A 25,228-nucleotide genomic window follows, 5' to 3' on the forward strand; every position below is an offset into this window, starting at 1 on the left:
GCTTTCTTCAAAAGCTATCATTATACAGCAAGATTATGACTTTGTTCAGTTTCCTGATGACGATATTGTTTATTATATTTCCAAACAAAATAACCAAGAGTTAATAAGATTGCTGCAAAAATATATGCAAATAAAATACCAGCATTTTGCCACATGTAACTGTAGTCTCCACTTGAAATGACTGCTTTAAATCCTTTTACACTATACGTCATTGGAAGTAATGGGTTAAAGAATTGTACTGCTTTCGGTATAACTTCCAATGGAAATGTACCTGCGCTTGATGTTAACTGCAGAATCAAGATTAAAATTGCCACGAAACGTCCAGGATTGCCGCCGATTGTGACTAAGAATTGAATAAGTGTAATGAATGTTAAACTTGTAATAATATTAAACAAGTAAAATAGTGGAACACTTTGTACCTCTATATCCAAGCCATATAAAACGATTGTTCCGATTAATAATGCTTGGATGATGCCAACCAATGCCATGACACCAAATTTACTAGCATACCAACTGAATCCATTACGTGGAATTCCCGCTGAATCAACTAATGGGAAAATAATTGTTAGAAGTAAAGCTCCGACGAACAACCCTAATGAAATAAAGTATGGTGCAAATCCAGTACCGTAATTTGGTACTTTATTTACATGCTTCGTATTAAGTTCTACTGGACTTGCCATCATATCATATGTGTCATTCGTTGCCTTAACTGAACTTGCTTCATCAGCTGCTTTACCTAGTTTTTCATTGAGTTCATTTGTTCCGGATTGTAGCTCATCCGTACCGTCTGCTAATTTCACAGATCCATCTGCAAGTTTACCTGCACCATCACTTAGTTGACTCGAACCGTCAGCTAATTGACCCATACCTGAATTTAATTGGTTAGCACCAGTAGCTAATTTGTTAGATCCAGCATGTGCTTCACCTAATTTTTGAGTAAATAAACCAAAGTTAGATACATATTGTTGTTGACCATTTTGAAGTTGATTTACTCCATTTTGTAATGCTCCAGCGCCTTGAGCTAACTGACCAACACCTTTTTGAAGAGTCTTTTGACCTTCTTGTACTTGTTGAAGGCCACCTGTAAGTTGGCTCATAGGTTTTTTAATTGCACTACTTATTTGTGCTTCTAATTTGTCTTTTGTAAGTTGTTGACTAATGCCTGTTTGCAATTGTTTAAATCCGGCATCGATTGATTTTGTCGTTTCACTAATACCTTGATTAATTCCTTCTGAGAATGACGGTTTTAGTGAATTATAAATCGTACTATTCAGGCTCGCTTGAATTTCCTCTTTTGATGGTGATGGACTGCCTTTTGCCATCTCTGCTAAAATTTGATTCGTTAATTCTGGACCTAATTTTTCAGATAGAGACTGTTTTAATAGTGCCATCTGTTGAGCTTGCGTTGCTTCCATTTGGTTAGCAATTTTTTCAGATATCCCAGCTGCAGCACCTTTTGCTAACTGCTCAGATAATTGTGGGGCTAATTTTTTTGTTAAACCACTATTAATTTGCTGATTCACTTGGTTAATTCCTGCCATTAATGAACTATCTTTACCTGTCAACTGGCTACTTAACCCTGCAGCCAATTGTTCTGGTAGTTGTTTTTGTAGTTGATTTAATCCGTTCATTACTTGACCAGTACCATCTACGAGTTGTGGCAATTTCCCGTTCATTTCGGATATTCCCGCGCCCGCTTGATTTATACCAGAAGCTAAAGCATCTGTACCTGCTTTCACCTCTTGTGATGCTGAATATAGCTTGCTACCTGCATTATTTAACTGACCAAGGCCGCTTGAAAGGTCGCCCGCACCACTGGCTAATTCTTTACTGCCATCTCCTGCTGTTTTAACACCTTTGTCAAATTCAATTGATTTTTCAGCCAATGTTTGTAAGTTTACTTTTAATTCTTGAGAACCATTTTTAAGATCAATTGCACCATTATTTAACTTATCGGTACCATCACTAGCCGTTTTAAAACCATCAGCCATTTCCATTGCTGTATCAAACATGGTTTCTGCATATGTTTTCGATACTTCGTTTGCAACTGCTGTTTGAATTTTTTCTACGGCAGTCTCTCCAATTTGACTCGCAAGAAAGTTATAACTGTCATTTGGAATGTATTTCAATTGTAACTTTTTAGGAGAATCATCTAATAATGTTGTTGCATTTTCTGAAAAATCCTCTGGTATTTCAATAACCATATAATAAGTTAAATTCTCTAAACCGTTCATTGCTTTCTTTTTTGAAACAAATTGGAAGTTAAAGGAACGATTATCCTTTAAATTATCAACTAAATCTTTACCTACTTGTAATTCTTTATCATCCATTGTTGCGCCTTTATCTAAGTTAACTACTGCAACTGGTAGTTCGCTCATTTTTGCATATGGATCTTTAAAGGACCATAGAAACATCCCACCATATATAAGTGGAATAAACAAAATTGCAATAATTGGTATTAATAATTTCTTATCCTTGATTATTTGTTGGATTTCTTTTCCAAACAATTTAAAACTGTTCAAGGAATATGACCTCCTTTGTTACCGATTGACCATTCTAGTATTTTAGTCATTTAGTAAGAAAATTTTAGGACTATCATCGTTATGACAATCCTAGTTTCCCCGTGTTTGTGGATTCGACGTAACAGTCGTCAACAGAAATGCCTTTAAAAATGTACAGATCTAGTAGTTTTGCTAATTCTTCTTTAGATAATGACGGGTTATTCATTTCCCAGTCAAATATTAGTGCAACATAAATTTTAAGGATTACAAAAGCGGTAATTCTTGGGTTACATTGACGGATATCACCAGAGTCAATTGCCTTTTGTAAAATATTTGCAATATAGTTGATAATTCCTTCCTCAAAAAATTGTAATGCATCAACGACCTCTGGAGTTCCAATTTTACCCTCTTCAAAAAGCTTAATAGCTAACTGATGTTTTAGTCGATACTCGAGCATTTTGTAGATTGCACGATGAACATTCTTTTGAAATGTGACATTTTCCTCAAACGTTTCCTCTGCAGCTGTCTTCATCTCTTTTATCAATTCTTCCATGATGAAATGCAATAGTTCTTCTTTGTTTTTAAAGAAAGTGTAAATAGTTCCTTTCCCAACATTTGCTAATTTTGCTATTTGATCCATAGATGTTGCTTTATAACCAAACATAGCAAACGATTTTGATGCAGCTTCTACAATTTGCTCTTTCCGATTTACCGCCACCTTTTCTCACCACCTATGTTCTGACCAAATGAACGTTTAGGTCAATTAGTACAGTATTTAATTTAATACTATTCTTTTATAAAGTCAAGAGAGAAAAGTTCTTTTTTTGATTTTTTTTTGGAAACGGCATTCATCTAGTTAGAACTCGTTGTTATTCCACTATTTTCAAATGAAAAATATGAATATCAATAAACCCTTTTCTAAGGACTTTCCTTATTATTAATTGTTTGATTTGTATTATTCGAACATGCACATCATAAACTTAATAAAATAAGTAGGATTTTTTTCATTCCCTTTGTCTCTCATTATTTTACTTCTAAGATTTATCAATCAAAACTCTATACTTTTTAATCATAAAAATATTCCCTCCCCTTTAAGAAGAGACTAATAGATCAACCCTACTCGTAATGCATCATTGACCAGTCATTTATTACAATCTTCAGATGATAAGAAAACGGCGACACGACCTATATTTTGTTCTGAATCTACAAGTTTACCCATTAACACACCTTAAGAACTTGTTTTTCATCATTACTTTTTCTATACCTGCACCATCAGGATTCATAACAACTTTTTCGACTTAACCCATACCCCAGTATTTAGTAAATCTATCGGGTTGGAATGAATTATTTATAAATATCTTTAATATGCTGTTTCATTTTATCGTGACAAATTGGACATAACTTTTCTTCTAAAACGGAATCTTCGTATGATGAAATGCGTATCCATGCTTGGCATTTCGGGTTAGTACAATCCTAAACAAGAGATGATTCAACAAGTCGCTTTTCCTTCTTTTTTATTCTTCGATTAGTTTTCTCATTAACTGTACGTTCCCAGATTGAGGAATTTGGCTCGTTTGAGTCAGTAAATGCTTCAACGAGGAAACGTGATACGGGTACTTTTTCACCACGATATTCAGACGGTGAACTAATATAAAGTTCTTCTTGCGCACGGCTCACAGCAACATACATTAACCTCCTCTCTTCTTCAATAGCAAGTTCCAGCTTTTTTTCCCCTTTAAAAATAAGATCTTCACGGACTTCCGCTTCAATTGCCGATCTATGAGGTAATATTGAATCTGAAGCTGCAATAACAAAAACAACTGGAAACTCCAAACCCTTTGCCTTATGAATCGTCATGAGCTTTATTACATTAGCTCCTTGGTCATTCCGCCACTCTTCCATTTGGGTCTTTTTCTCAATAATCCCATCCACAAAAAGAAGAAAGTCATGAATTGTTTCAAATCGTTTCGCAGATGCCTCAAGCTCAGACAGCATTTCTCGCATAATTTCTTTATGAACCGTAACGTTCTTCCGTTCATCTGTTTCCATATATTTGTCATATACATTTCTGATTGCCTTAATTGCTTTAATCGGCTTTTTTTCTTTTAGTCCTTCAATCAGTTGAATTCGTTCTTTAATTTGGTTTTTTTGAAAAGTTTTTAAATGAGGAAAGCGTAATACATGATTTAACACATTTTTTTCTGACTTAAACAATTCCTCTTCTTCAATAAATAAACCAGCTTTCTCTCGATTAAGATATAAACTTGGTAACACCCCTTTAGCCGCCTCTAAATTTCTACCATCTATCGATAAACGCATATGATCAATAACTGACTTAATTAGTGAAAGTTCATAAAAAGTGTTCGAATTTCCATACGTAACAAATGGAATTCCACGTAATACGAGTTCGTCAAAAATAGCCCGGTTATTACTGTTATTACGGTATAAGATGGCAAAATCTTTAAAATTTCTTTTTCCGTTCTGAACATCACTCAAAATATGATCTACAATTATTTTTGCCTCTACATCAGCAGAAGTTGGTCGAATAAAATACGGACATTTCTCACCTTCAACAGTTCCATCTAGCCTTTTGCTATAACGGTTTTTATTAAATGAAATGATTGCATTCGCCAATCCAACTATCGTCGTTGTTGAACGGTAATTAATATTGAGAAAATACGTCTTCGTTCCTTGAAAATGTTGACTGAAATTTAAAATGATAGACGAATCTGCACCATTAAATTCGAAAATTGTTTGATCGTCATCCCCAACAACAAACAGATTATTTTCGGGTGCTGCTAACATTTTTATAAGTTCGTATTGAATAGGGTTTGTATCTTGCCACTCATCGCATAAAATAAAACGAAAACGGATTTGCAGCGCATGCAGTATTGCTGAATTCCGTTTTAATAGTTGATAGGAATCGAGAAGAATATCATCAAAGTCCATATAATTATTTTCTGTTTTCCTCTGTTCGTATTTTAATAGTATAGATTTCACTTCTTTTTCAATGGGTGATGATTCTGGTAATTCGTGAACAGTCATCATTTTATTTTTATAGTCTGAAAGTATTGCGAGAATCGTCTCCGGCTCGTAAGTATCAGATAGATTCATTTCCTTCATTATAATTTTCAAAATCGTATGTTTATGTTTCTCGTTACTTAAGATTTTCCTTCCATCCCCTTGACTCCGTAATATTTGAAGAAAAATCGAATGGTATGTACCTGTTAAAACATTTTTCGTCATATTCCGAGAAAGACCAGGTAACGTCGATAATCTTTCTTTCATTTCATCGGCGGCTTTTTTTGTAAATGTTAATAATAAAATTTGATTTGGATGAACTTGCTGACACATAATTAAATATCCTACTCGTGACGTAAGTACCCGTGTCTTTCCACTACCTGCTCCTGCTAAAACAAGTGCGGGACCCTCGAAATGACGTATGGCTTGTAATTGTGACTTATTCAGTTTAATCCCACGGTTTTCTAAAGAACGAAAATAGAAGGCATCGATTTCATCGTTTTTAACGAGTTCTTCCGTCGTTTCACTACTTGCCAAGTTGGCCTTATGTATCTCTTTTACTTTTGCACCTGTCGGAAATGGATGATAATGTTTTCGTTTCATTTCCTCTTGGTTCGTAATTTTATTATGATTTATCATTTGTTCCTCCATGCAAAGCACCTTTCCGTCTCAACTCAATGTTATTATTTTAACATAAGATAGAACAAAGAAAATAGCCTCTAAGTTGTGTATAGTACGAAAGGCATGTCCTATATTTTCTTTAGAACATGCCTCAAATGTTTATTATATTCGCTTTCATTATTACACCATGATTCTTCTTTATTCAATGGACGAATATTATTGATTACTTTCTCTTCATTATAATGAATTGAATCGTGTCCCGTTTTTGCTGAGGAAATTCTTTCTGCCGAGTTTCTTCTACAATATTTCTTGTCCCACTATAGTAACCACTTGCTAATAAGCCTAGCATTAATCAAACAAGAGTCCTAGTATCAAAGTGATTAGTGGAGAAAACTTTTTGGTAAGCCAATCCGTTTAATAATTCGACAACCCCTATAAATCTTAGACTTGAAACATTGAATCATGCTCCCATTTACTTATCACTTTATTAAGGAGATCGTAATTTCGTGTCAACGCGTTTTAATTCTAACAGCGTATCTTAGATAAACATGCATTTAACGTAAAATCCGATAAATGGCTTTAGCTACTCCGTCATCCAAATTCGTTGTAGTTGTCCAGTCCGCTGCTTTTTTTATCGTTTCTTGAGCATTACCCATAGCAACACCAATCCCAGCCTTTTGTATCATAGCAAGATCATTTAAACTATCGCCAATGGCCATGACCTGCTCCATTGACAAGTTCATTCTCTTACAAATTCCTTCCAGTGCACTCCCTTTATTTATACCAGCTGGGTTTACTTCTAAATTTGTTGGGCTTGAATTCGTTACTTCTAGGTTATGTTTCTTCAATTCTAGTTGTATTGTATTTCGGATATGGTCATCAGCAATTTCAAAGCCAAATTTCACCCATTCATCACGATCTATTTTTCGATTTTCCGGATAATTATTATGGTAAAGCCCAGTAGTCGTAATCGCCCAATAATCTGTTTTATATGTATTTACTAAGTTCCACATTAACCCAACATGTTCTGTTGCCAATAAATGACGCTCAAGTAAATTCCCAGCTCCATCCCAAACTTCTCCACCATTAATGGTTACAAAATAGGAGTCTAGATTGAGTTCATCTATATACTGTTCAATATGTTTATACGGTCTACCCGTACTAATAACAACTTCAATTCCATCTGCCTTTGCATTTTCGATTGCTTTTTTATTTTCAGATGAAATTTCATGATTTTGATTTAATAAAGTGCCATCCATGTCTAAGGCAATCAGTCGAATATCCTTATGCATCCTTATCATCCTTTCTTTGCCTTCATTGTACCATATTAAAAAATAGTTGCTTTCGTTTATTGATGAATTCAAATCGACAAGTTCGATAGCTATATTTTCAAGCGAACGGGCAGCCTAACTATTCGTTTTACTAGAAAACACGGTTAAAACAGCGAATGATGAACCTATTGTAACCTTCGAATAAAAAGGAGATTCCAATAAAGAAGAAAATAAATGATGAAATAGCTAATGAATGAATAAGACAGCTTCCATTGCTTATGATAAAAAACTTCTGTTAACATTGCAATGTATTCAAATCCCGTTGTAATAAAGGAAATGATGAGAATATAAATGGCTTTCTTTAGCAAGGATTTTCCAAAAGGAAATAAATTTAAATATACAATATTAAATGCTGGATAAACAACTAATAATATTGGTATGTATTTCCAATCGACACCAGGACGAAAAAAACCGTACCAATTTAATTTTACATCTAAGTATAAATCGCCTAATGTAGCAAATATAGTTGCAAACAGTGATGTCGTATACATCTCTAGTAAAGTTATCTGTTTTCTAACAAATACAATCGCACCAAGCGAGAAAATGACGGTGATTATTAACAAAGCCATACATATGACCTCTCCTAGAAAGTTTTTTCTATATTTAAACACTTAATATGGAACAAAATATCATCCTTAAAATTATGTTAAATCGTATGGAACAAGCCCATACCCTAAAATTTAAATTTTTTTGACCAAAGAAAACTCCAACCATGAACTTATTGATTTAAGTTTATCCTTAAATCAATAAGTTCATCCCTTACTCAGGGAGCGCCTGACTTTATTCGTGAATCTGTTGACTTATACCGTAAATCCCTACCCACATACCTATGTAGCCGCGCTTTTTTTATAAACGAACGAATTGGAAATATATAAATAAATTATGATTGTTGCCGGATATTTCATTAACCTAATTGAAAAAGTGATATATCGCAATTATCCTATATGTAGTGAGAGATCAAGTTTACCCATGATTGCTTGGATTACTCGTATACTTTCTAGCGCTTCTGGCTTTGTCCTGCACAAGATAACAAAGTCATCCGCATCACGTATAAGGGAACCTAGAAGGCTGAATTTCTTTTCCAAGAGGGAATCCATTACATTCAAATATATGTTCGAAAGTAAAGGCGAAATCACGCCACCTTGAGGAGCCCCCAGGAGAGAATTCCTTACTTTTCCTTCTTCCATGATTCCTGCTAGTAGCCACTTACGAATCAATATCAGCACTTTGCGGTCACTAATTCGCTGCTCTACAAGTTTCATTAATTTATCATGGTTAATGTTGTCAAAGTAACCTTGAATATCGACGTCTTATACCCAATAACTTTTCTTACTCTCTTTTCTGATTTTCGCTATGGCTTGATGTGCCTTCCTTTTAGGACGGAAACCATAAGAACAATCTTTAAAGTCAGCTTCAAAGATAGGTTCTATGACCAACTTTGTTGCCATTTGTACAACCCTATCCTTGATGGTTGGGATTCCCAATGAACGTTTCTTTCCATCTTCTTTCGGAATGTACGTGCGTAGAACAGGACGAGGGTGATATCGATTTTCCTTTAACTCCAGATAGATCTCATTAAGAAATCTTTTCTCGCCATAGGACTCAATATCCTCCAGCGTCTGATAGTCTACCCCACCACTTCTTCGCTTTCTTTTTACTCTTTGCCATGCTTCCCACAAGATATCAGGTCGATAAATCTTATCGTATAAGGCATGAAATCGACGTGTCTTTCCTTCCTTGGCACAAAGGTATAATGTTTTCCAGAGTTCTTGAGCTTTTACATGATTGGTGTAGTTAACCATTTTCTTGACATTCACTGACTCTTACCTCCTTTGAACATATGAACGAAGTAGGGTATTGGCTTTTGCCGTCCTTCCCTAGACAATGTTGTGTTGTCATTGTCATCATCGGTACTATGACCCACTCCGACTCCCTCTCAGCCCATTCACCACTTCACTTGCGCTTATAGGTTTCTGTTTTACTTTCTTTGGAAAGTGACCGAGGAGGGCATCCCCAGTTCCGTTAACTACTTTCCTAACATGTCGCTCCCCCATACCCCGAGGGATTCCTAGGTGCTGAATCCAAGTTCTTCACACCGTCCATGGTTTTCGCCCATATCAACCAAGCTCAACTTCCCTTTATCCTCAACGAGGGTTGTAATTGAAGAGGTTGTATATGTTAATCTAAAACTGAGCCACCTTATTAATTGAAAAGTGAGCCACTTTTGATAGAAAATAACCCTGACATTATTGTTAGGGGGAGTATCAGAGGTGATTACTTTGAATGTGAAACAACAAATAATAAAGATGCATTTGGAGGGAAAAAGTCAGAGGAAGATTGCAAAAGAATTGAAAAAATCTAGAAATACAGTAAAAAAATATATAAAGGAGTTCGAAAATAGTAAGTTAACGGATGTTCGAAATTTACCAATACCAGAGGAGATTATAAAACCACCAACTTACACAAAAAGAGTTGGTAGGAAAAGAGTATTAAGTGATGAAATTATCGAGAAAATTCGAGGATATATAAAAGAAAATGAGTGGAAAAGAGAGAATAATTTAGGTAAACAACAAATGAAAATCATTGATATGCATGAAAAGTTGATAGAGGAAGGGTGTGAAATTAGTTATACCACAGTACGTAATTTTGTAAACACGGAGCTAGCAAAGAAAAACGAGGTATTCATACGTAGAAATTGCGAACCTGGTTATGAAGTGGAATTTGATTGGGGAGAAATTAAAATCGAGGTGAATGGAAAATTAAGAAGCTATTCCCTAGCGGTTTTCACTTTAGCACATAGTAATTATCGATTTGCGAAAATCTATGAGTCTGAAACCATGGTTTGTGTTTTAGACATCCATTCCTTATTTATTGAACACATTGGTTTTATCCCTACGGTATTTACCTATGACAATATGAGGACTGTGGTTAAATCGTTCATAGGATCAGAAAGGGAAATCACCGACGGTATGAAAAATATTTCAGATTATTATGGGTTTAAAATTCGACTATGTGAACCAAGAAAGGGAAATGAAAAAGGCCACGTTGAACGTAGTGTAGAGTACATTCGTAGAAAGGCATTTTCATCAAATTATAAATTTACAAGTTTAAAAGAGGCAGAGGAACATTTGACAAGGGTACTAATAAGAATCAACCAGCAGTTACATCACCAGCATTTATTAAAACACATTGAATTAATGGAACACGAAAGGTCTGTATCCAAGCCAGCAATAACTCCTTTTGACGTTGCAGAGTTAATAGAATGTCGGGTGGATAAGTATAGTACAGTTGTCATAAAACAGAATCATTATTCTGTGCCAGAAGGACATGTTGGGAAATTTATTAAAGCAAAAGTAGGAGCTGAAAAAATCAAACTATTTATCGATGGGGAGCTTGTAGCAGAACACAAACGGAATTGGGGCTTACATCAGTGGGAAATGAATATTTATCACTATCTAAAAACCTTTGAAAAGAAAAAAGGTGCCATAGCTCAAAGTGAATGTTTGAAGCAGGCACCGGATGAAATTAAAATGATATACACCAATTATTATACAGGAAATGAAAAAGACTTCATAGAGTTACTTTTATATATTCAAGAAAAAGATAATTTAGGGCAAGTGTTAGAAGCTATTGAGAAACTAAATAATATTCGCTTTGGTTTTGTCACTACAGAAAGAATACAATTCATCTGTGAGCAAACCAATACTGACAAGTTAACTGATGAGAACAAGGACGACATCATGAAACAGTCAGAAAGAAATCTAAAAGCCTACGCAGATATGTTTGATCAATCTGAAGAAGGAGATATCTTATATGGATAAAAGGCAAGAGATTATTGAGCTGTGTAAGGAATTGCGTTTGCCTAGTATTCGAAGGATGGTCAATGATGAAAGTAATTTCAAAAAACCGGATGAGGCATTTGAAGTGTTACTTCAGGTGCTTCATCAAGAACATAGCGACCGACTGATACGGTCGAAACAGAATCGAATACGTACAGCCAATTTCCCACAGAAAAAATTATTGGAAGAATTAGTTGAAAGTTCTTTACCTGATCAGGCCCGACAAAAGTTACCTTATTTAAAAACGTTAAAGTTTATTGAAGAAGGACAAAATGTGATTTTTACAGGTTCACCCGGTACGGGGAAGTCGCACATTTCTATAGCACTCGGTATAGAAGCCTGTTTAGCTGGATATAAAGTCTTCTTTGCGACAGTACCATCTCTAATTAATCAACTTAAAGAATACAAATCTGAAAGAACTCTTCGCTCATTTGAATTGAAATTTGAAAGATATGATTTAGTAATCATTGATGAACTTGGATATATCTCATTTGATAAAGAAGGAGCAGAACTATTATTTACGCATTTATCATTACGTGCAGGGAGAAAGTCTACAATCATTACAAGCAATTTACCATTTTTAAAATGGCAAGAAATCTTTCATGATCCAGTTTTAACAGCTGCCTTAACGGATCGGCTTACACATAAGTCACATGTTATTAATATGAATGGGCCATCTTTTAGAATGAAAGAAACAAAGGCTTGGATGAATTTAAATAAATTCGAGGTGGCTCAAAATTAAATTGCGAAATGGCTCACTTTTCACTTGCGAAATACAAGAGGTGGCAGGATTCACTTTATGTTACGACCTGCTAGGTTGCTCGCACTCAACTTTGAGTTACTTTGTCAGAGAGCTTCAACCTTAGGATTGATTTCTCCACCAGCTGCCTGTCAGATACTGAGCGTCTTAGCACTTACTCAGGTTGGACTTTCACCAACTAGCAATTAACGGCTTGCTGGGCGCGCTCAAATATAAAACCCGAACAAAACGTCGGGTTTTTTAGAAAGCTTATTAATTTAGAATCAAACGTTTATCAATTTGTGCAATCGTTTCAGACGGAAGTGATAACAGATCTGTACTCCTTACATGATTCTGATCAATATATTCTTTTACTAAATAATATCCTACTGCATAACCCAACTTCTTTGGTAATAGGCGTAGCCCATAAAGAAGTTCATTATGTTTCCGGTGTGATTTCGGAATATCTCTACTAGGGAATATATAACGCCACCACATTCGCTTTAACTGTTCACTTGTATAGTATGACGTCCATTTGGCTAAATCCTCTTCCCCTCTTAATTCTCGAACTGCATTTTCCGCTAAACCTTCAAGAATAATCGTATCAAGTAGTACAAACTCTTCTTCCTTTTTGTCGTAATGGGCTAAACGACAAACATGGTTATACTCATGTGTAAATAATGCCTTAATTTCACTATTGCTATTGTCATTGGCTAGGAATAAAAATAATTTATCCTTAAAAGCAATACCTGATTTTCCATTTTGTTCTTTCATTATTTTTGGATTCTTTCTGTCAGCTGGAAATATAAAGATGGGAATATTTGGTCCATCCCATAGTTTCATGAGTATTTGTTCTTCCTTTTGTATCAACTGCCAAAAATCTTTTCTTTCTTTAAATTGTTTGATCATTTTATCTTGATTATTTATTGGCTCACGAAACATACCATGCCATGTTAAGTAACTTGCAATTTCTACTGCTGATGCATTTGGAAAATAACTTTCAAGTTTAGTGAAGATTTCTGATGGATTTTCATCATGTTCCTCAAGCCATAAGTCTGTTCGTATTACTGCCATATCATATGTCTCCCCACGTAAATAATTTTATATACTTTTAGGAATTCGATATATGATATGCATTTTCTAAGGCAAACGGTCAAAATAACAGTTCATCGGAATAATCATAAATTATATTTTTATGACGTCAGTTGATATGTTACATAAACAATTCAAATATTAGATATATTTATCATCCCTTTTATAAAACATTTACCAGAAAAAGAATGGAATAGCCACCAATGATACAATTGCGCCTAACGCTAGTCCATATAAAAATCCAGATCCTCCAAAACCATAATAGCCGTAACCAAATCCTCCAAAATTTCTTAGTCTACCAAGTGGGCGGATAAAAACCCTATTACGTTTTACATCCACAATTATACCTCTATGCAATCGTCCATCACGAGTACGTATTTGTACCGCTCTCCCTCGATATCTGTTACATAATGAATAATAATGTGCTGACAAAACGACACCCCCATATTTTTATCATATAATTCATCTTATGGTAAGGGTCCCTGTTTGTATTGGACAAATGGATTAGGACAAGAATGGATTTTATTCTTCATTGTTATTTTTTTCATTAAAGAAAGCTCAAGACGCTAGAGCCTCCAAGCAACCAAATAGTATAGAGTTTGCCAAAAAGAAAGCGAGTTTTTCAGCTTTGATGTAGCTGCTAGAGCCTACCTTTTGCGCATATACGTATTAGAAAGTAGAAATTGGAAGATTTTTACTTTCCTATTAGCTAAAAAAGACCTATCCCCCACTTGGGAATAGGTCACCTGCGTCATAGTAAGGAATAGTTATTTCTTTAAATGGAATGGAACCGTACTTACAACAACATTTTTCCGGTGTAAGAGAAATTCGCGAATCATTAGACTAGACTGATTATGCAAGAAATAGTGCCAACCTTTTTTCGGTATAAACTGTGGAATAATCACCGTTACACTGTAATTTTCTACACTTGCTTTATGGTTAATAAGATCAATAAATTTAGAAAGTGGTCCAATAATGCTTCGGTAATAAGAATATAAAGTTACAATTCGTACGTCTGGATAGCGTTCTTTCCATTTCTTTTCAAATTGGACGATACTTTCACGGTCAAACCCCACATACACGGCAATTACTTGATCAGGTGATAGTGAGCGTACGTATTTCATCGATGCATCAACGACGGTTGTAAGTCCTGCTACTGGAACGACAACAACATTTCCATTAATTGGTGCATCTTCTACTGCTTCATTAATTCGTAATTGTTCGCCTACTGCCAAATAGTGTTTTCTAATTTGGTGAAAAATAATAACTGTAATTGGTAAAAAGATAAATACCGGCCATACTTGAGCCAATTTTGTTATAAAAAACATAAGGGTAACAACAAAACAAATCAATGCACCAACTGTATTAATAATAAATTTTGGTAACCAATTTGTTGGCATTTCTCTTATCCATTTCAACATCATTCCTGTTTGAGACAATGTAAATGGAATAAACACACCGACCGCATACAATGGAATTAAGTTTTCCGTATTCCCTTGAAAAACGATAATTAAAATAATAGCTGCAACAGCAAGTGTTACAATACCATTGGAATAAACTAATCGATCGCCACGATTGTTAAACATTCTTGGTAAATATTTGTCTTTAGCGAGATTTACGGCAAGTAAAGGAAATGCCGAATAACCAGTATTTGCTGCGAGCACTAAAATTAGTGCAGTCGTTCCTTGGATAAAAAAGTACATCGGATTCCTTCCGAAAGTTTGAGAAGCAATTTGAGAAACAACGGTCTCTTTACTACTTGGTGCAATTCCATAATAATATGCTAAAAAGGTAATCCCTGAAAATAAAAATGCTAAAATGAGACCCATCGCCGCCAGCGTTTTTGCAGCATTTTTGGGAGCTGGATCACGGAAATTTGGTATGGCATTCGATATTGCCTCGACTCCAGTCAGTGCAGAACTTCCTGATGCAAAAGCTTTTAAAATTAAAAATAGAGAAATACCAGCAACGGGTGTACCAACCGGAGTATGTTTATAAGTCGGGACCTCACCTGTCATTATATTCGTCACACCTACACCAATCAAAATAAGCAAAGCAATAGCAAATAAATAAACAGGATAGGATAACACAGTAGCTGATTCTGTAATCCCACGTAGATTTAGTAACGTAATTAGCAGCACAAAACAAATCGCAATGAAGACTTTATGCTCATGTAAAAATGGAAAAGCTGATGCAACTGCATCTGCACCTGCAGAGACACTTACCGCCACTGTTAATATATAATCAACAAGTAATGAACCCCCTGCAACAAGGCCAAAATTAGGACCTAGATTTTCTCTGGATACCATATAAGCTCCACCACCATGTGGATAGGCAAAAATGATTTGTCGATAAGATAAAATAAGTGCAGTTAATAAAATAAGTATGCCAACTGCAATTGGAAGCGAATACCAAAGAGCAGTCGCACCTAAAGTTACAAGTACAATTAGAACTTGTTCCGGTCCATACGCAACAGAACTTAAGGCATCTGAAGAAAGAATGGCTAATGCCTTAGTTTTAGTAAGTTTTTGTTCACCTAATTCTGTTGATTTTAACGGTTTTCCTATAAGTAGCTTTTTTACTGTATTTACCAATGATCACACCTTCTCAAAACGATTGCATTTCAATAAAATCCCCAAAAACATGTTAAAGAAAACATTTATTTTCATCCAATTATCATAAAATAAAAATGTCTACAATAGGACAAATTTATTGTAGACATGATTTATTGATATTTCACACTTCCACCATCCCTTTCAATGACGCTTACGAGGTTAGCTGCCGGATTCGGGATATTGAATAGCCCTACCTAAAAAGGATTCACCCCTGAATTTTTACAATTCAATTTGGTTCCCCCGTACATAATTGTTTCAGCGACTAAATGAAACAGAAGTTATATTACTCTCTTTTTATTCGAATGTAAATATAAATTAAAAGAAAAATATCCCCTCTTTGTGATTTTTTTATGACGAATCTTTCATTAAACCATAGGCTAAATGGCAGTCATTATTCTCTGTAGCAAGTCCTTGTTCTCACTCAGCAATCTTTTTTAACGAAATATAAGTGTTTTAGATTGAGAACCGCTTCTCACTAGCCAATAGATAAATGCAATATTTGGTAAAGATAGGAAAAAATCCTGTCTTTATTCCCCCAATCTTAAACGATAATTGTATAACCTGATGAAACCAAATATTATTGGATTGTATTTTTAATAATAATAAATTGAAATTGAATTAAAGATATTTTCTAAATACTTGTTGTCTTACTAATAAAAACAATATAAAGTATAATTATCGGGAAATATCATCCCTCACTTTAGAAGGAGGGAGACTACTACTAAATAAAATATAAAACTCATACATTTAAGTACGTCCTGTTTTTTATCAATGAATATTTACTTAGAGTGGAAAGTAACTTAATAAGGGGGCTGATAAAATGATTATTGGAATACCAAAAGAAATTAAAAACAATGAAAACCGTGTCGCTATTACACCCGCAGGCGTTGTTCAACTAAGTCGTGCAGGTCATACTGTTTTAATTGAGAAAAATGCAGGAATTCCTAGCTCGATTACAAATAAAGAATATAGTCAAGCTGGTGCTCAAATTTTAGAAAACGCAGCCGATGTTTGGGAAAAATCTGATTTAATCCTAAAGGTCAAAGAACCATTACCTTCCGAATATCAATATTTCCGTCCAGATTTGATCTTGTTTACATATTTACATTTAGCAGCAGAACCGGAATTAGCTAAAGCATTAGTTAAGAATAAGGTAACAGCTCTTGCTTACGAAACGTTAACAGTTGGAAACCAGTTACCACTATTGACTCCAATGAGTGAAGTAGCAGGTCGAATGGCCGTTCAAATCGGGGCTCAATATTTAGAGAAATCTGAAGGCGGAAAAGGGATTCTACTAAGTGGAATTCCTGGTGTGAAACGAGGAAAAGTGACGGTCATTGGTGGAGGAGTTGTCGGAACAAATGCAGCAAAAATTGCGCTCGGTTTTGGTGCGGAAGTTACAATCATAGATGTCAATGCCATTCGGTTACGGCAGTTAGAAGACATCTTCGGTAGTCGTGTTCAAACATTAATGTCGAACCCATTTAATATTGCAGAATCTGTCCGTGATTCTGATTTAGTTATTGGTTCAGTTCTCATTCCTGGAGCAAAGGCACCGAAACTTGTTACTGAAGAAATGATAGAATCGATGCAACCAGGATCGGTCATTGTCGATGTTGCCATTGACCAAGGCGGGAACTTTGAAACAATCAACGAAGCTACTACTCATGATGATCCTATTTTTATTAAACACGGTGTCATCCATTACGCCGTTTCAAATATTCCAGGTGCCGTCCCACGAACAGCAACTTTCGGATTAACAAATGTGACCATTCCCTATGCTGTTCAATTAGCTAATAAAGGACTAAGGGAAGCTATTTTACAAAATGAAGCATTAAAATCGGCAGTCAATGTTTGCAATGGAAGGATAACTTTTAAAGCTGTTGCCAATGATTTAGGTTACACGTATATACCTGTAGAAGAAGCTTTGATAGACTAAAATCGATTGTGTATTTTTTTCATGGGAATGTATAGGTCTTCTCTATTTATTAGGGGGTAAGGATACGAACCCACGCCCCCTATTTTTCATATAGTAAATGTACTTTAGTAAATTTTATCACCATTAAAAATTGAATTTTTCACAACGACATAATCAACATTACGAAGAGCACTTAATTTATTACCACCCGCATAAGAGATTGATGATTGGAGATCTTCTTCCATTTCTGTTAATGTATCTTGTAGTTTGCCCTTATATTCAACCCACATCTTTTTTCCTTCGACATTACGTCTTTCTCCTTTTTGAAATTCCGATGCAGATCCAAAATATTCTTTGTACATTTTCCCATCAATGATTTTCGTTTCACCAGGGGATTCTTCGTGTCCAGCAAATAAAGATCCAATCATAACCATTGATGCCCCGAAACGAATGGATTTCGCAATATCCCCGTGAGTCCGAATACCTCCATCAGCAATGATTGGCTTTGTTGCAGCTTTTGCACACCAGCGAAGGGCAGCTAATTGCCATCCTCCTGTACCAAAACCAGTTTTAATCTTTGTAATACAAACTTTACCAGGTCCGATTCCAACTTTTGTTGCATCAGCTCCGACATGTTCTAGTTCTCTAACTGCCTCTGGTGTTCCAACATTTCCAGCAATAACAAAACTTTTTGGTAGATGTTTTTTAATATGTTTAATCATTTTAATAACAAAATCAGAATGACCATGGGCAATGTCAATCGTAATATATTCTGGAATAAGTTCTTCTGCAGCTAGTTGTTTAATAAATTCATATTCATCGTCTTTAACACCTACACTTATTGAAGCATATAGGCCACGGGATTGCATATCTTTTATAAAATCAATCCGTTTTTCTGGATGAAAACGATGCATAATATAAAAATAGCCATTCTCAGCTAAATAGAGTGCAATTTTTTCATCAATTATTGTTTGCATATTCGCAGGAACAACAGGTAACCGAAATGTACGGCCACCAAATTCAATCGTCGTATCACATTCCTTCCTACTTTTCACAATACATTTTGCTGGAATAAGCTGAATATCTTCATAATCAAATACATTTTCCATTATAAACACCTCTATTTACGAATAATAATATTTATCTACCTAATAATCGTTCGCCATTTGAACTATACAATATTTTATTCGTTCTGTCAAAGGGTTTACATTTCATTTTCGTGATGTTTTTTCCGAATGAATATGTAATAGTTTATCTAATTGTTCGGAGATAGATCTTTTGCTCAGTTCTGTTGTAAGAAAAGTCGGGATACATCATTGTTTCTCTTCCGTATGGAAATATCACATCGGCCCCCAATTCATCAGTACCGCAATAATCATAAAAATAATTCCTATCGCAAACCAAATTAAAACAAGTGGACCAGCGAATTTAAGCCATTTTGTCCAAGATATACCACTAATTGCTAAAATCGCCATTAAAGTACCTGATAAAGGATTAATAATATTCGTAAACCCATCGCCCATTGTGTAAGCTTGGACGACTACTTGTCGCGGTATATCCATTAAGTCAGCTAGCGGAGTCATAATCGGCATCATAATTGCCGCATGAGCCGTACCTGAGGAGACGATAAAATTAAATAAACCATTGACAATTAATAGTGCAATGGCACCAGCAACATTCGAAAATGGCTCGATAACTTTGTAAATGCCTTGAACAATCGTATCAATAATCAACCCATTTTGCATGACAATAACGATTGCTCTTGCTAGGCCGATAATTGCTGCACCATAAAAAATATTTTTACAGCCTTGAATAAACCGTTGCACGATTTCATTTGCTCCCATACGGTCAATAAGCCCTGTGCCAATAGCAATCATAATAAAAACAGCAGCAAGCTCATTCGTTGACCACTTCCACTGAAATGTGCCATAAATATAAATCCCAATTCCGATTAATAGCACCATTAAAACACCGATTTGTGAGATAGTTAACTTTCCTGACCCGAAATCCCCTTCCTGTTCTCCTGCCTTTGGAAATAAATGATCCCCTAAAATACTCTTTCCTGAATCTTTTTTCACTCGATTTGCATACCAAACAACATATAAAATCGTTACAAAAACAATCATAAAGTAAATAAGTAATCGATAATAAAGGCCAGAAAAAATTGGTATTTGGGCAATTTTTTGAGCAAATCCTGTCCGAATCGGATCCATAAAACCGATAGCAAAACCTGAATAAGCTCCTAAATACATAATCGCCACACCAACCATTGCATCCATTTTCATCGCACGTGCTAAGCTTATACCAATTGGAATAAAGGCAATAACCGAAATGCTTAAAATACCTAGACCGCCTAAAAATGATAAAAGACTAATAACAATGGCAATCAATAACCATTCCTTATTCTTTGTCCTTTCAATCGTCTTCATAATTAACGAATCTATTGCACCTGTACTTTCGATAACAGAAAAAGTACCACCAATGATAATAACGAGAAAAATCATATCTGCCGATTCAATTAGTCCTTGTTGAATTGCAGTGAAAATATCAAAAAAATGGGTTGGATGTTGTTCAATCCAATCAAAACTATTTGGTACAATAATGGAAACTCCATTAGCTGTCGTCTCTCGTTGAAAAGATCCAGCTGGAATGATATACGTTAATAGTGCTGCGAATAATAATACTGAAAATAAAATAACATAAGCGTCCGGTTGACGCCTTTTTTTATGTTCAGTTTTATCAGATGTGTTTTTTATCTTCATGGTCAACCCTCGTTGTCAATATTTTATAATCCGCCACCATTATACAAATCGAACTGTTGCACCGCAAGAATTACGAATTGATTCGTTCATTAACATACGCCGATATAAAAGTAAAGAAAACTCGGAGCTCGAGCCTTTAGGCAACCAAAGAGACTAGAGTTCCCCGAACGGAAAGAGAGTTTGCAGTTTTGAAATAATGCTACCGAAATCTTTATTGTGCGCTTACGGGTATAGGAAAGTAGAAATTTGAGAATTTATACTTTCCTATACGCTAAAAAAGTCTTATCCACACTACGTAGACAAGACTTTTCATGCAAAAATAATTAATTATATTATCATTAACCTGATCTTCCATTACCTTCACATTATTACAACATCACTATTCTTTAACATAATCAAACTTTAATTCATCATCATTCGGGTCATAATCTACATGTAAATCATGACCGTCAAAAAACCAAATATCCGTCGCTTCCACATAAAAATCGATACCTTCCATTTCTGTATGTACTCTCATATCGATTGGTTCATTATCTTTTGTAAAACCGAGGGCATAGCCTTTTTGCACAGGACTACTTCCATATATTTGACTATAAAACTTCACTTTATCCCCTTTTTTTAAATCCATTGAATTCTTGAACCAGTCAAGGGCGTTTTTACTTACGATAATTTTCAAAAGTTCCACTCCTTATATCAGTAATTATTCCTATTATTAATGTGACGTATAATGAAAAATTTATGTCTATGATACATCTTAAAAAAACATCTTCATTTCCATATTAACAAAAATCTTCCATATTGTGGGTTATACTTCTATAATCCGAAATTTTCCGAAAGATAAATATTCTAAACATTTAATAGATTTCTAGAATTCGATGAAAATAGCCAACATACTTTTAGTCATGTATGCATATTTATTAGTAACATAAAATTTCAAAATATTAAAACTAGCAAAGGAGCTGGTACGATTGTTTATACCGTTGACACCATTAGATTGGAAAAGAAGAGCTGTTAAATACTATCCTAATAAAGTTGCCGTGATTGATGGAGAAAAAAGATTCACTTACAGAGAGTTTGCAGAGCGTACCTATTTGCTCTCAAAAGCACTTCATCAAGCAGGAATTAAAATGGGTGATCATGTTGCTGTTATGCTACCAAACACACATTACATGCTCGAATGTTTTTATGGTATTTGTCAATTAGGTGCGGTTATGGTCCCGTTGAACTACCGGATTTCTCCAGCAGATATGGAATATATTATTAACCATAGTGATGCAAAATTATTAATATTGGATGCAGAGTTTGCCCCATCAATTGAAAAGATTATTAATCAAATTCATGTTGAGAAAATCGTTATCGTCTCTGTGAAAGGGTTTGAAACGACATTAAAAAGCGTCGATTACGAACAATTTATTGGTGATACGGACCATGTTCAACTTCCCTCTATAGAATTTGATGAAATGCAATTATTAACTATAAACTACACAAGTGGAACAACTTCCCGGCCTAAAGGTGTTATGCAAACACATCGAGGGAATTATTTAAATGCCGCAGATTTTTTGTATCATTTAGGCGTTAATCATGATGATGTGTATTTACATACATTGCCGATGTTCCACTCAAACGGTTGGGGTGGCGTTTGGGCCATAACAGCTGCTGGTGCTACACATGTTTGCTTACGAAAAATAGATCCACCATTAATTTTGAATCTATTTGCGGAACTTGGAATTACGTTACTATGTGGTGCTCCAACCGTTGTCAATATGCTCGTAAACCATCCTGCAGCAAAAGAGGCAAAACTCGATACGAAACGAAGAATGGTTGTTGCTGGTTCTCCCCCTGCCGCCGCTTTAATTCAAAAAGCACAGGAGAGACTAAATTTACAAATTATCCATGTTTATGGATTAACTGAAACATCACCATTTATATTATATTGTGAGTGGAGAAGTGCATTTAACGAAAAGTCGATGGATGATCAAGCAGCTATTAAAGCACGCCAAGGAATTGAATTAGCTTTTAACGGCGAAACAAAAGTAATTCGTCCAAACGGAGAAGAAGTTGCCTGGAACGGAGAAGAATTAGGTGAAATTATTACACGTGGAAATGTTGTTATGAAAGGCTATTACAAAGAACAAGATAAAACGAGTGAAGCGATTGTTGATGGCTGGTTTCATACTGGCGATTTAGCTGTTACTCATCCAGATGGTTATATTGAGATACGTGATCGCGCCAAAGATATTATCATTTCTGGTGGGGAAAATGTCTCTTCTACTGAAGTCGAAGGAGTTATTTATAAACATCCGGATGTACTTGAGGTCGCAGTCATTGCAGTTCCAGATGAAAAATGGGGAGAAGTCCCAAAAGCGATTATTGTTTTACAGCCAGAAGCTCGTGTAACGGAACAAGAAATGATTGATTATTGTAGAAATAACATGGCCCACTTCAAAGCACCGAAATCTGTTGAGTTTGTCGATTCTTTACCAAAAACCGCAACAGGAAAATTACAGAAATATCGATTGCGCCAAATGTATTGGCAAGGGGCGAAAAAAGTAAATTAATCATACTTTCTAAAGAAAACTTAAGGGTTGTACCTTAAGCAACCAAAGAGACTAGAGTTCATCGAAAAGAGAGTTTTTCGGCTTTAATGTCATGCAGCTGTAACTTTCCTTAGAGCATATAAGTGTATCGGAAAGTAAAAATTTCTACTTTCCTGATAACCAAGTGAAAATCCCCTGCAAAATATATGTAGGGGATTTCCTAATTTAATGTTTATGATTCGGCAATTTCTCATCAGGATTGTTATCGCCTTGTCGCTTTTTATTTTTCAAATCTTTACGTTGCTTTTCTTGAATATCATGAACAAATTGTGAAGTATCCTTCATTTTTGCCACCCCTTTAATCATTATATGAATACTCTTTCCAATTCGGAAAAATTCATACATACAAAGTACAGCTAACAACCCAATTACTTCCAACAGCTTGCCCGTCACTGTTTGAAAGTAATAAAAATTAGTAGCATTGAACGGCGTCATTGATTCTTCCTCATGAACGGAACATTCATGACTTCACAACTTTAAGTTAAATGATTAAACAATTTTTTCCTTACAAAACTCTAGAATCATTTCTTCTTCCTCTTCATCTAACGCAAAATCAAGATATATATCGGTTGTCCGTTCATAAATCTGATATTGAACAATTCTTGTTGTTTCCTTATCAACAGCCATGATTAATTTAATATATAATCCGTTATCTGAATATAATTCATCATCTTCATCAACGTCAATATCTAATATAAATTCATAACGATCACCTACTAAAATCCCTGTAGGATCTTCTAATTTTTCTACATGATAATCCTTTATTTCCATATAAAACCATCCTTTTCATTAATTTCGTATCACTTTATTATGTGATAAGTTCTTACATAATACAAGTGTACATAGATATAGAATACAAATTTATGAATCGCCTGTGTGCGGTAGTTATTTCTATGGAATAGTTCAGCCAAATTCATTTCAATTTTAAAATGTTCAAACCTATACGACATAAAAAAACAGGAATCCTTGAAAACTAGATTCCTGCAGAATAAATTACTATTGAATGAGATTAAAGTAAACTTCATAATCCTTCTTTTCTTTCTTACCAGCTTTTATTAAAATTTTCCCTTCATATAAAGAATCTCCGGTAGAAAGATCACCAATATAGAGAGAATACTTATTATCCGTTGTATTAATGATATAGATTTTCCCTTGCTTTAATGTAATGAAAGGTTGATTTGATTGAATTTCTTCCTTATCTTTATAATGTGGAACATTAAAGATAATTTTATCACCCCATTGATCAGTTTCTATATTGTATGGGTAAATTTCCAATTCTTTCTCTGTTTGTTTTTGTGTAAACACAGTAGAACCATAAATCGAAGCGGATTCCAACCATGTTGCTTCTTTTTCTTTCGGTTTTATATCAGTTAATTCTCCAGTGTCATAATGATAAATCTTTCCTTCCGTCGATATTAATTCAGCTTCTTTATCATCTTCTACATTTTTATCTTCATATTGCTGCGAGACAATTAATGCGTATTTGCTCGGCTCCATAGAGTATTCTTCATTATTAATATAAATACTACTCGAGAGAGATTCGCTTGTTGTTTTGTCTTTTAATAATACTTGTTTATCAGCAATTTTCTCTTTATCTAAATCAATGGTATATACAATTACTTCTTCTTGTCCATCCACATTATAGGCGTTCGTTAAAACTTTCACTTTGCCATGAGTATATTGAACATCATAAACTCGAATCCAATCATACATTCCCTTTTCTGGAACATCAATCTCAAAGTATGTTTTATCTTTTGTTTTTTTATTTAAGGTACCGACTTCAGCAATAAATTCCATATTTTCTATATTTTTTGTTTTAATATCCGTATAAATTACTTGATTTTTATCTTCATAAAAGTTATTCTCATCTAATGTTTTTCTTCGTAGGAAACTTTTATCCAATTTCATTAAATGTTCAAAACCTGGTTGATCCCGTGTCACTTCTTCAAAAAAGTTCAAATCCTTGTAACTTGAAGTTATACCATTTCGAACTTGAAGAGGATAATACAAATCACCAACTGTATAATCAATATGAAATATTAAATCCTCCACTTCTTTCTCATCGCCACTAATTTTTTTAAACTCAAATTGTGGATATTTACTTGAGGAAACTCCTAACTGTATATAAAATATCCCAATAGTTACAACGGTAAATAGTAATACGAAGATAATTTTCCAATAACGCTTCATCA

The 25,228-nt window shown here is 34.7% G+C and carries 18 protein-coding genes, 2 pseudogenes and 1 riboswitch; of the genes and pseudogenes, 4 read left to right on the forward strand and 16 right to left on the reverse strand.

All coding sequences use genetic code 11. The features are described 5' to 3' along the window. Nucleotides 1-20: 20 nt before the first annotated feature. From BN2144_RS17100 to ltrA, 7 genes and pseudogenes are all read right to left on the reverse strand, one after another. Complete coding sequence (locus tag BN2144_RS17100) at nt 21-2,522, reverse strand: YhgE/Pip domain-containing protein (protein WP_033829451.1); 2,502 nt, start codon at nt 2,520-2,522, stop codon at nt 21-23. A 79-nt stretch (nt 2,523-2,601) separates the two neighbouring features. After that, complete coding sequence (locus BN2144_RS17105; protein ID WP_033829452.1) at nt 2,602-3,219, reverse strand: TetR/AcrR family transcriptional regulator; 618 nt, start codon at nt 3,217-3,219, stop codon at nt 2,602-2,604. A gap of 626 nt (nt 3,220-3,845) precedes the next feature. Further along, nucleotides 3,846-3,959, reverse strand: a pseudogene (locus BN2144_RS21045) (hypothetical protein); the annotation flags it as partial. 15 nt (nt 3,960-3,974) lie between these two features. After that, entirely contained in the window at nt 3,975-6,161 is a 2,187-nt protein-coding gene (locus BN2144_RS17110) for an ATP-dependent helicase (RefSeq protein WP_050632355.1), read from the reverse strand. Between the two features lie 536 nt (nt 6,162-6,697). After that, nucleotides 6,698-7,435 carry a Cof-type HAD-IIB family hydrolase gene (locus BN2144_RS17115; protein ID WP_082195272.1) on the reverse strand — a complete coding sequence of 246 codons (738 nt, stop codon included), beginning with the start codon at nt 7,433-7,435 and terminating at the stop codon, nt 6,698-6,700. A gap of 164 nt (nt 7,436-7,599) precedes the next feature. Next, nucleotides 7,600-8,043, reverse strand: a complete 444-nt coding sequence (locus tag BN2144_RS17120; RefSeq protein WP_042338141.1) for a CBO0543 family protein — start codon at nt 8,041-8,043, stop codon at nt 7,600-7,602. 366 nt (nt 8,044-8,409) lie between these two features. After that, nucleotides 8,410-9,276, reverse strand: a pseudogene (gene ltrA, locus BN2144_RS17125) (group II intron reverse transcriptase/maturase). 477 nt (nt 9,277-9,753) lie between these two features. On the opposite strand from ltrA, the gene istA reads away from it, so the two are divergent. Beyond that, complete coding sequence (gene istA, locus BN2144_RS17130) at nt 9,754-11,295, forward strand: IS21 family transposase (protein WP_456061792.1); 1,542 nt, start codon at nt 9,754-9,756, stop codon at nt 11,293-11,295. Next, a complete protein-coding gene (istB, locus tag BN2144_RS17135; RefSeq protein WP_033826781.1) occupies nt 11,288-12,055 on the forward strand; it encodes an IS21-like element helper ATPase IstB in 768 nt (255 codons plus the stop codon). The genes istA and istB overlap by 8 nt, the downstream gene beginning before the upstream one ends. 270 nt (nt 12,056-12,325) lie before the next feature. Here istB and BN2144_RS17140 read toward each other — a convergent pair whose 3' ends face one another. From BN2144_RS17140 to BN2144_RS17150, 3 genes are all read right to left on the reverse strand, one after another. Beyond that, entirely contained in the window at nt 12,326-13,126 is an 801-nt protein-coding gene (locus tag BN2144_RS17140; RefSeq protein WP_033829454.1) for a DUF2268 domain-containing putative Zn-dependent protease, read from the reverse strand. Between the two features lie 192 nt (nt 13,127-13,318). Next, entirely contained in the window at nt 13,319-13,576 is a 258-nt protein-coding gene (locus tag BN2144_RS17145) for a hypothetical protein (RefSeq protein ID WP_033829455.1), read from the reverse strand. A gap of 335 nt (nt 13,577-13,911) precedes the next feature. Next, a complete protein-coding gene (locus tag BN2144_RS17150) occupies nt 13,912-15,738 on the reverse strand; it encodes an APC family permease (RefSeq protein ID WP_033829456.1) in 1,827 nt (608 codons plus the stop codon). A 154-nt stretch (nt 15,739-15,892) separates the two neighbouring features. Further along, nucleotides 15,893-16,030: riboswitch (cyclic di-AMP (ydaO/yuaA leader) on the reverse strand. A gap of 549 nt (nt 16,031-16,579) precedes the next feature. Between BN2144_RS17150 and ald the strand changes: the two genes are divergently transcribed. Then, the gene (gene ald, locus BN2144_RS17155) at nt 16,580-17,698 is read left to right on the forward strand and encodes an alanine dehydrogenase (RefSeq protein ID WP_033829457.1); all 1,119 of its coding nucleotides are present in this window, start codon (nt 16,580-16,582) and stop codon (nt 17,696-17,698) included. Between the two features lie 104 nt (nt 17,699-17,802). Here ald and guaC read toward each other — a convergent pair whose 3' ends face one another. The 3 genes from guaC to BN2144_RS17170 all read right to left on the reverse strand — a co-directional run bounded on the left by guaC (nt 17,803) and on the right by BN2144_RS17170 (nt 21,124). Beyond that, a complete protein-coding gene (gene guaC, locus BN2144_RS17160; RefSeq protein WP_033829458.1) occupies nt 17,803-18,786 on the reverse strand; it encodes a GMP reductase in 984 nt (327 codons plus the stop codon). Between the two features lie 231 nt (nt 18,787-19,017). Then, the gene (locus tag BN2144_RS17165) at nt 19,018-20,439 is read right to left on the reverse strand and encodes a YfcC family protein (RefSeq protein WP_033829459.1); all 1,422 of its coding nucleotides are present in this window, start codon (nt 20,437-20,439) and stop codon (nt 19,018-19,020) included. Between the two features lie 379 nt (nt 20,440-20,818). Then, entirely contained in the window at nt 20,819-21,124 is a 306-nt protein-coding gene (locus tag BN2144_RS17170; RefSeq protein ID WP_407638049.1) for a HesB/YadR/YfhF family protein, read from the reverse strand. A 283-nt stretch (nt 21,125-21,407) separates the two neighbouring features. Between BN2144_RS17170 and BN2144_RS17175 the strand changes: the two genes are divergently transcribed. Further along, entirely contained in the window at nt 21,408-22,997 is a 1,590-nt protein-coding gene (locus BN2144_RS17175) for a long-chain-fatty-acid--CoA ligase (protein ID WP_033829461.1), read from the forward strand. Nucleotides 22,998-23,201: 204 nt separating this feature from the next. Here BN2144_RS17175 and BN2144_RS20495 read toward each other — a convergent pair whose 3' ends face one another. The 3 genes from BN2144_RS20495 to BN2144_RS17190 all read right to left on the reverse strand — a co-directional run bounded on the left by BN2144_RS20495 (nt 23,202) and on the right by BN2144_RS17190 (nt 25,226). Beyond that, a complete protein-coding gene (locus tag BN2144_RS20495; RefSeq protein ID WP_033829462.1) occupies nt 23,202-23,471 on the reverse strand; it encodes a DUF4023 domain-containing protein in 270 nt (89 codons plus the stop codon). 54 nt (nt 23,472-23,525) lie between these two features. Next, entirely contained in the window at nt 23,526-23,807 is a 282-nt protein-coding gene (locus BN2144_RS17185) for a DUF6509 family protein (protein WP_033829463.1), read from the reverse strand. 225 nt (nt 23,808-24,032) lie between these two features. Continuing rightward, on the reverse strand, nt 24,033-25,226 hold the full coding sequence (locus BN2144_RS17190; RefSeq protein WP_033829464.1) for a hypothetical protein: 1,194 nt from the start codon (nt 25,224-25,226) through the stop codon (nt 24,033-24,035). Between the last annotated feature and the right edge of the window lie 2 nt (nt 25,227-25,228).

This window comes from Bacillus andreraoultii, from assembly GCF_001244735.1.
In the GTDB taxonomy this organism is placed as follows: domain Bacteria; phylum Bacillota; class Bacilli; order Bacillales; family Caldibacillaceae; genus Caldifermentibacillus; species Caldifermentibacillus andreraoultii.

Bases quoted from the DNA above. Each gene is read 5' to 3' on its own strand.
- ald (WP_033829457.1), top strand. From the start codon at position 16,580: ATGATTATTGGAATACCAAAAGAAATTAAAAACAATGAAAACCGTGTC.
- guaC (WP_033829458.1), bottom strand. From the start codon at position 18,786: ATGGAAAATGTATTTGATTATGAAGATATTCAGCTTATTCCAGCAAAA.
- BN2144_RS17185 (WP_033829463.1), bottom strand. From the start codon at position 23,807: ATGGAAATAAAGGATTATCATGTAGAAAAATTAGAAGATCCTACAGGG.
- BN2144_RS17140 (WP_033829454.1), bottom strand. From the start codon at position 13,126: ATGGCAGTAATACGAACAGACTTATGGCTTGAGGAACATGATGAAAAT.
- BN2144_RS17165 (WP_033829459.1), bottom strand. From the start codon at position 20,439: ATGAAGATAAAAAACACATCTGATAAAACTGAACATAAAAAAAGGCGT.
- BN2144_RS17120 (WP_042338141.1), bottom strand. From the start codon at position 8,043: ATGGCTTTGTTAATAATCACCGTCATTTTCTCGCTTGGTGCGATTGTA.
- BN2144_RS17110 (WP_050632355.1), bottom strand. From the start codon at position 6,161: ATGATAAATCATAATAAAATTACGAACCAAGAGGAAATGAAACGAAAA.
- istB (WP_033826781.1), top strand. From the start codon at position 11,288: ATGGATAAAAGGCAAGAGATTATTGAGCTGTGTAAGGAATTGCGTTTG.
- BN2144_RS17115 (WP_082195272.1), bottom strand. From the start codon at position 7,435: ATGCATAAGGATATTCGACTGATTGCCTTAGACATGGATGGCACTTTA.
- BN2144_RS17190 (WP_033829464.1), bottom strand. From the start codon at position 25,226: ATGAAGCGTTATTGGAAAATTATCTTCGTATTACTATTTACCGTTGTA.
- BN2144_RS20495 (WP_033829462.1), bottom strand. From the start codon at position 23,471: ATGACGCCGTTCAATGCTACTAATTTTTATTACTTTCAAACAGTGACG.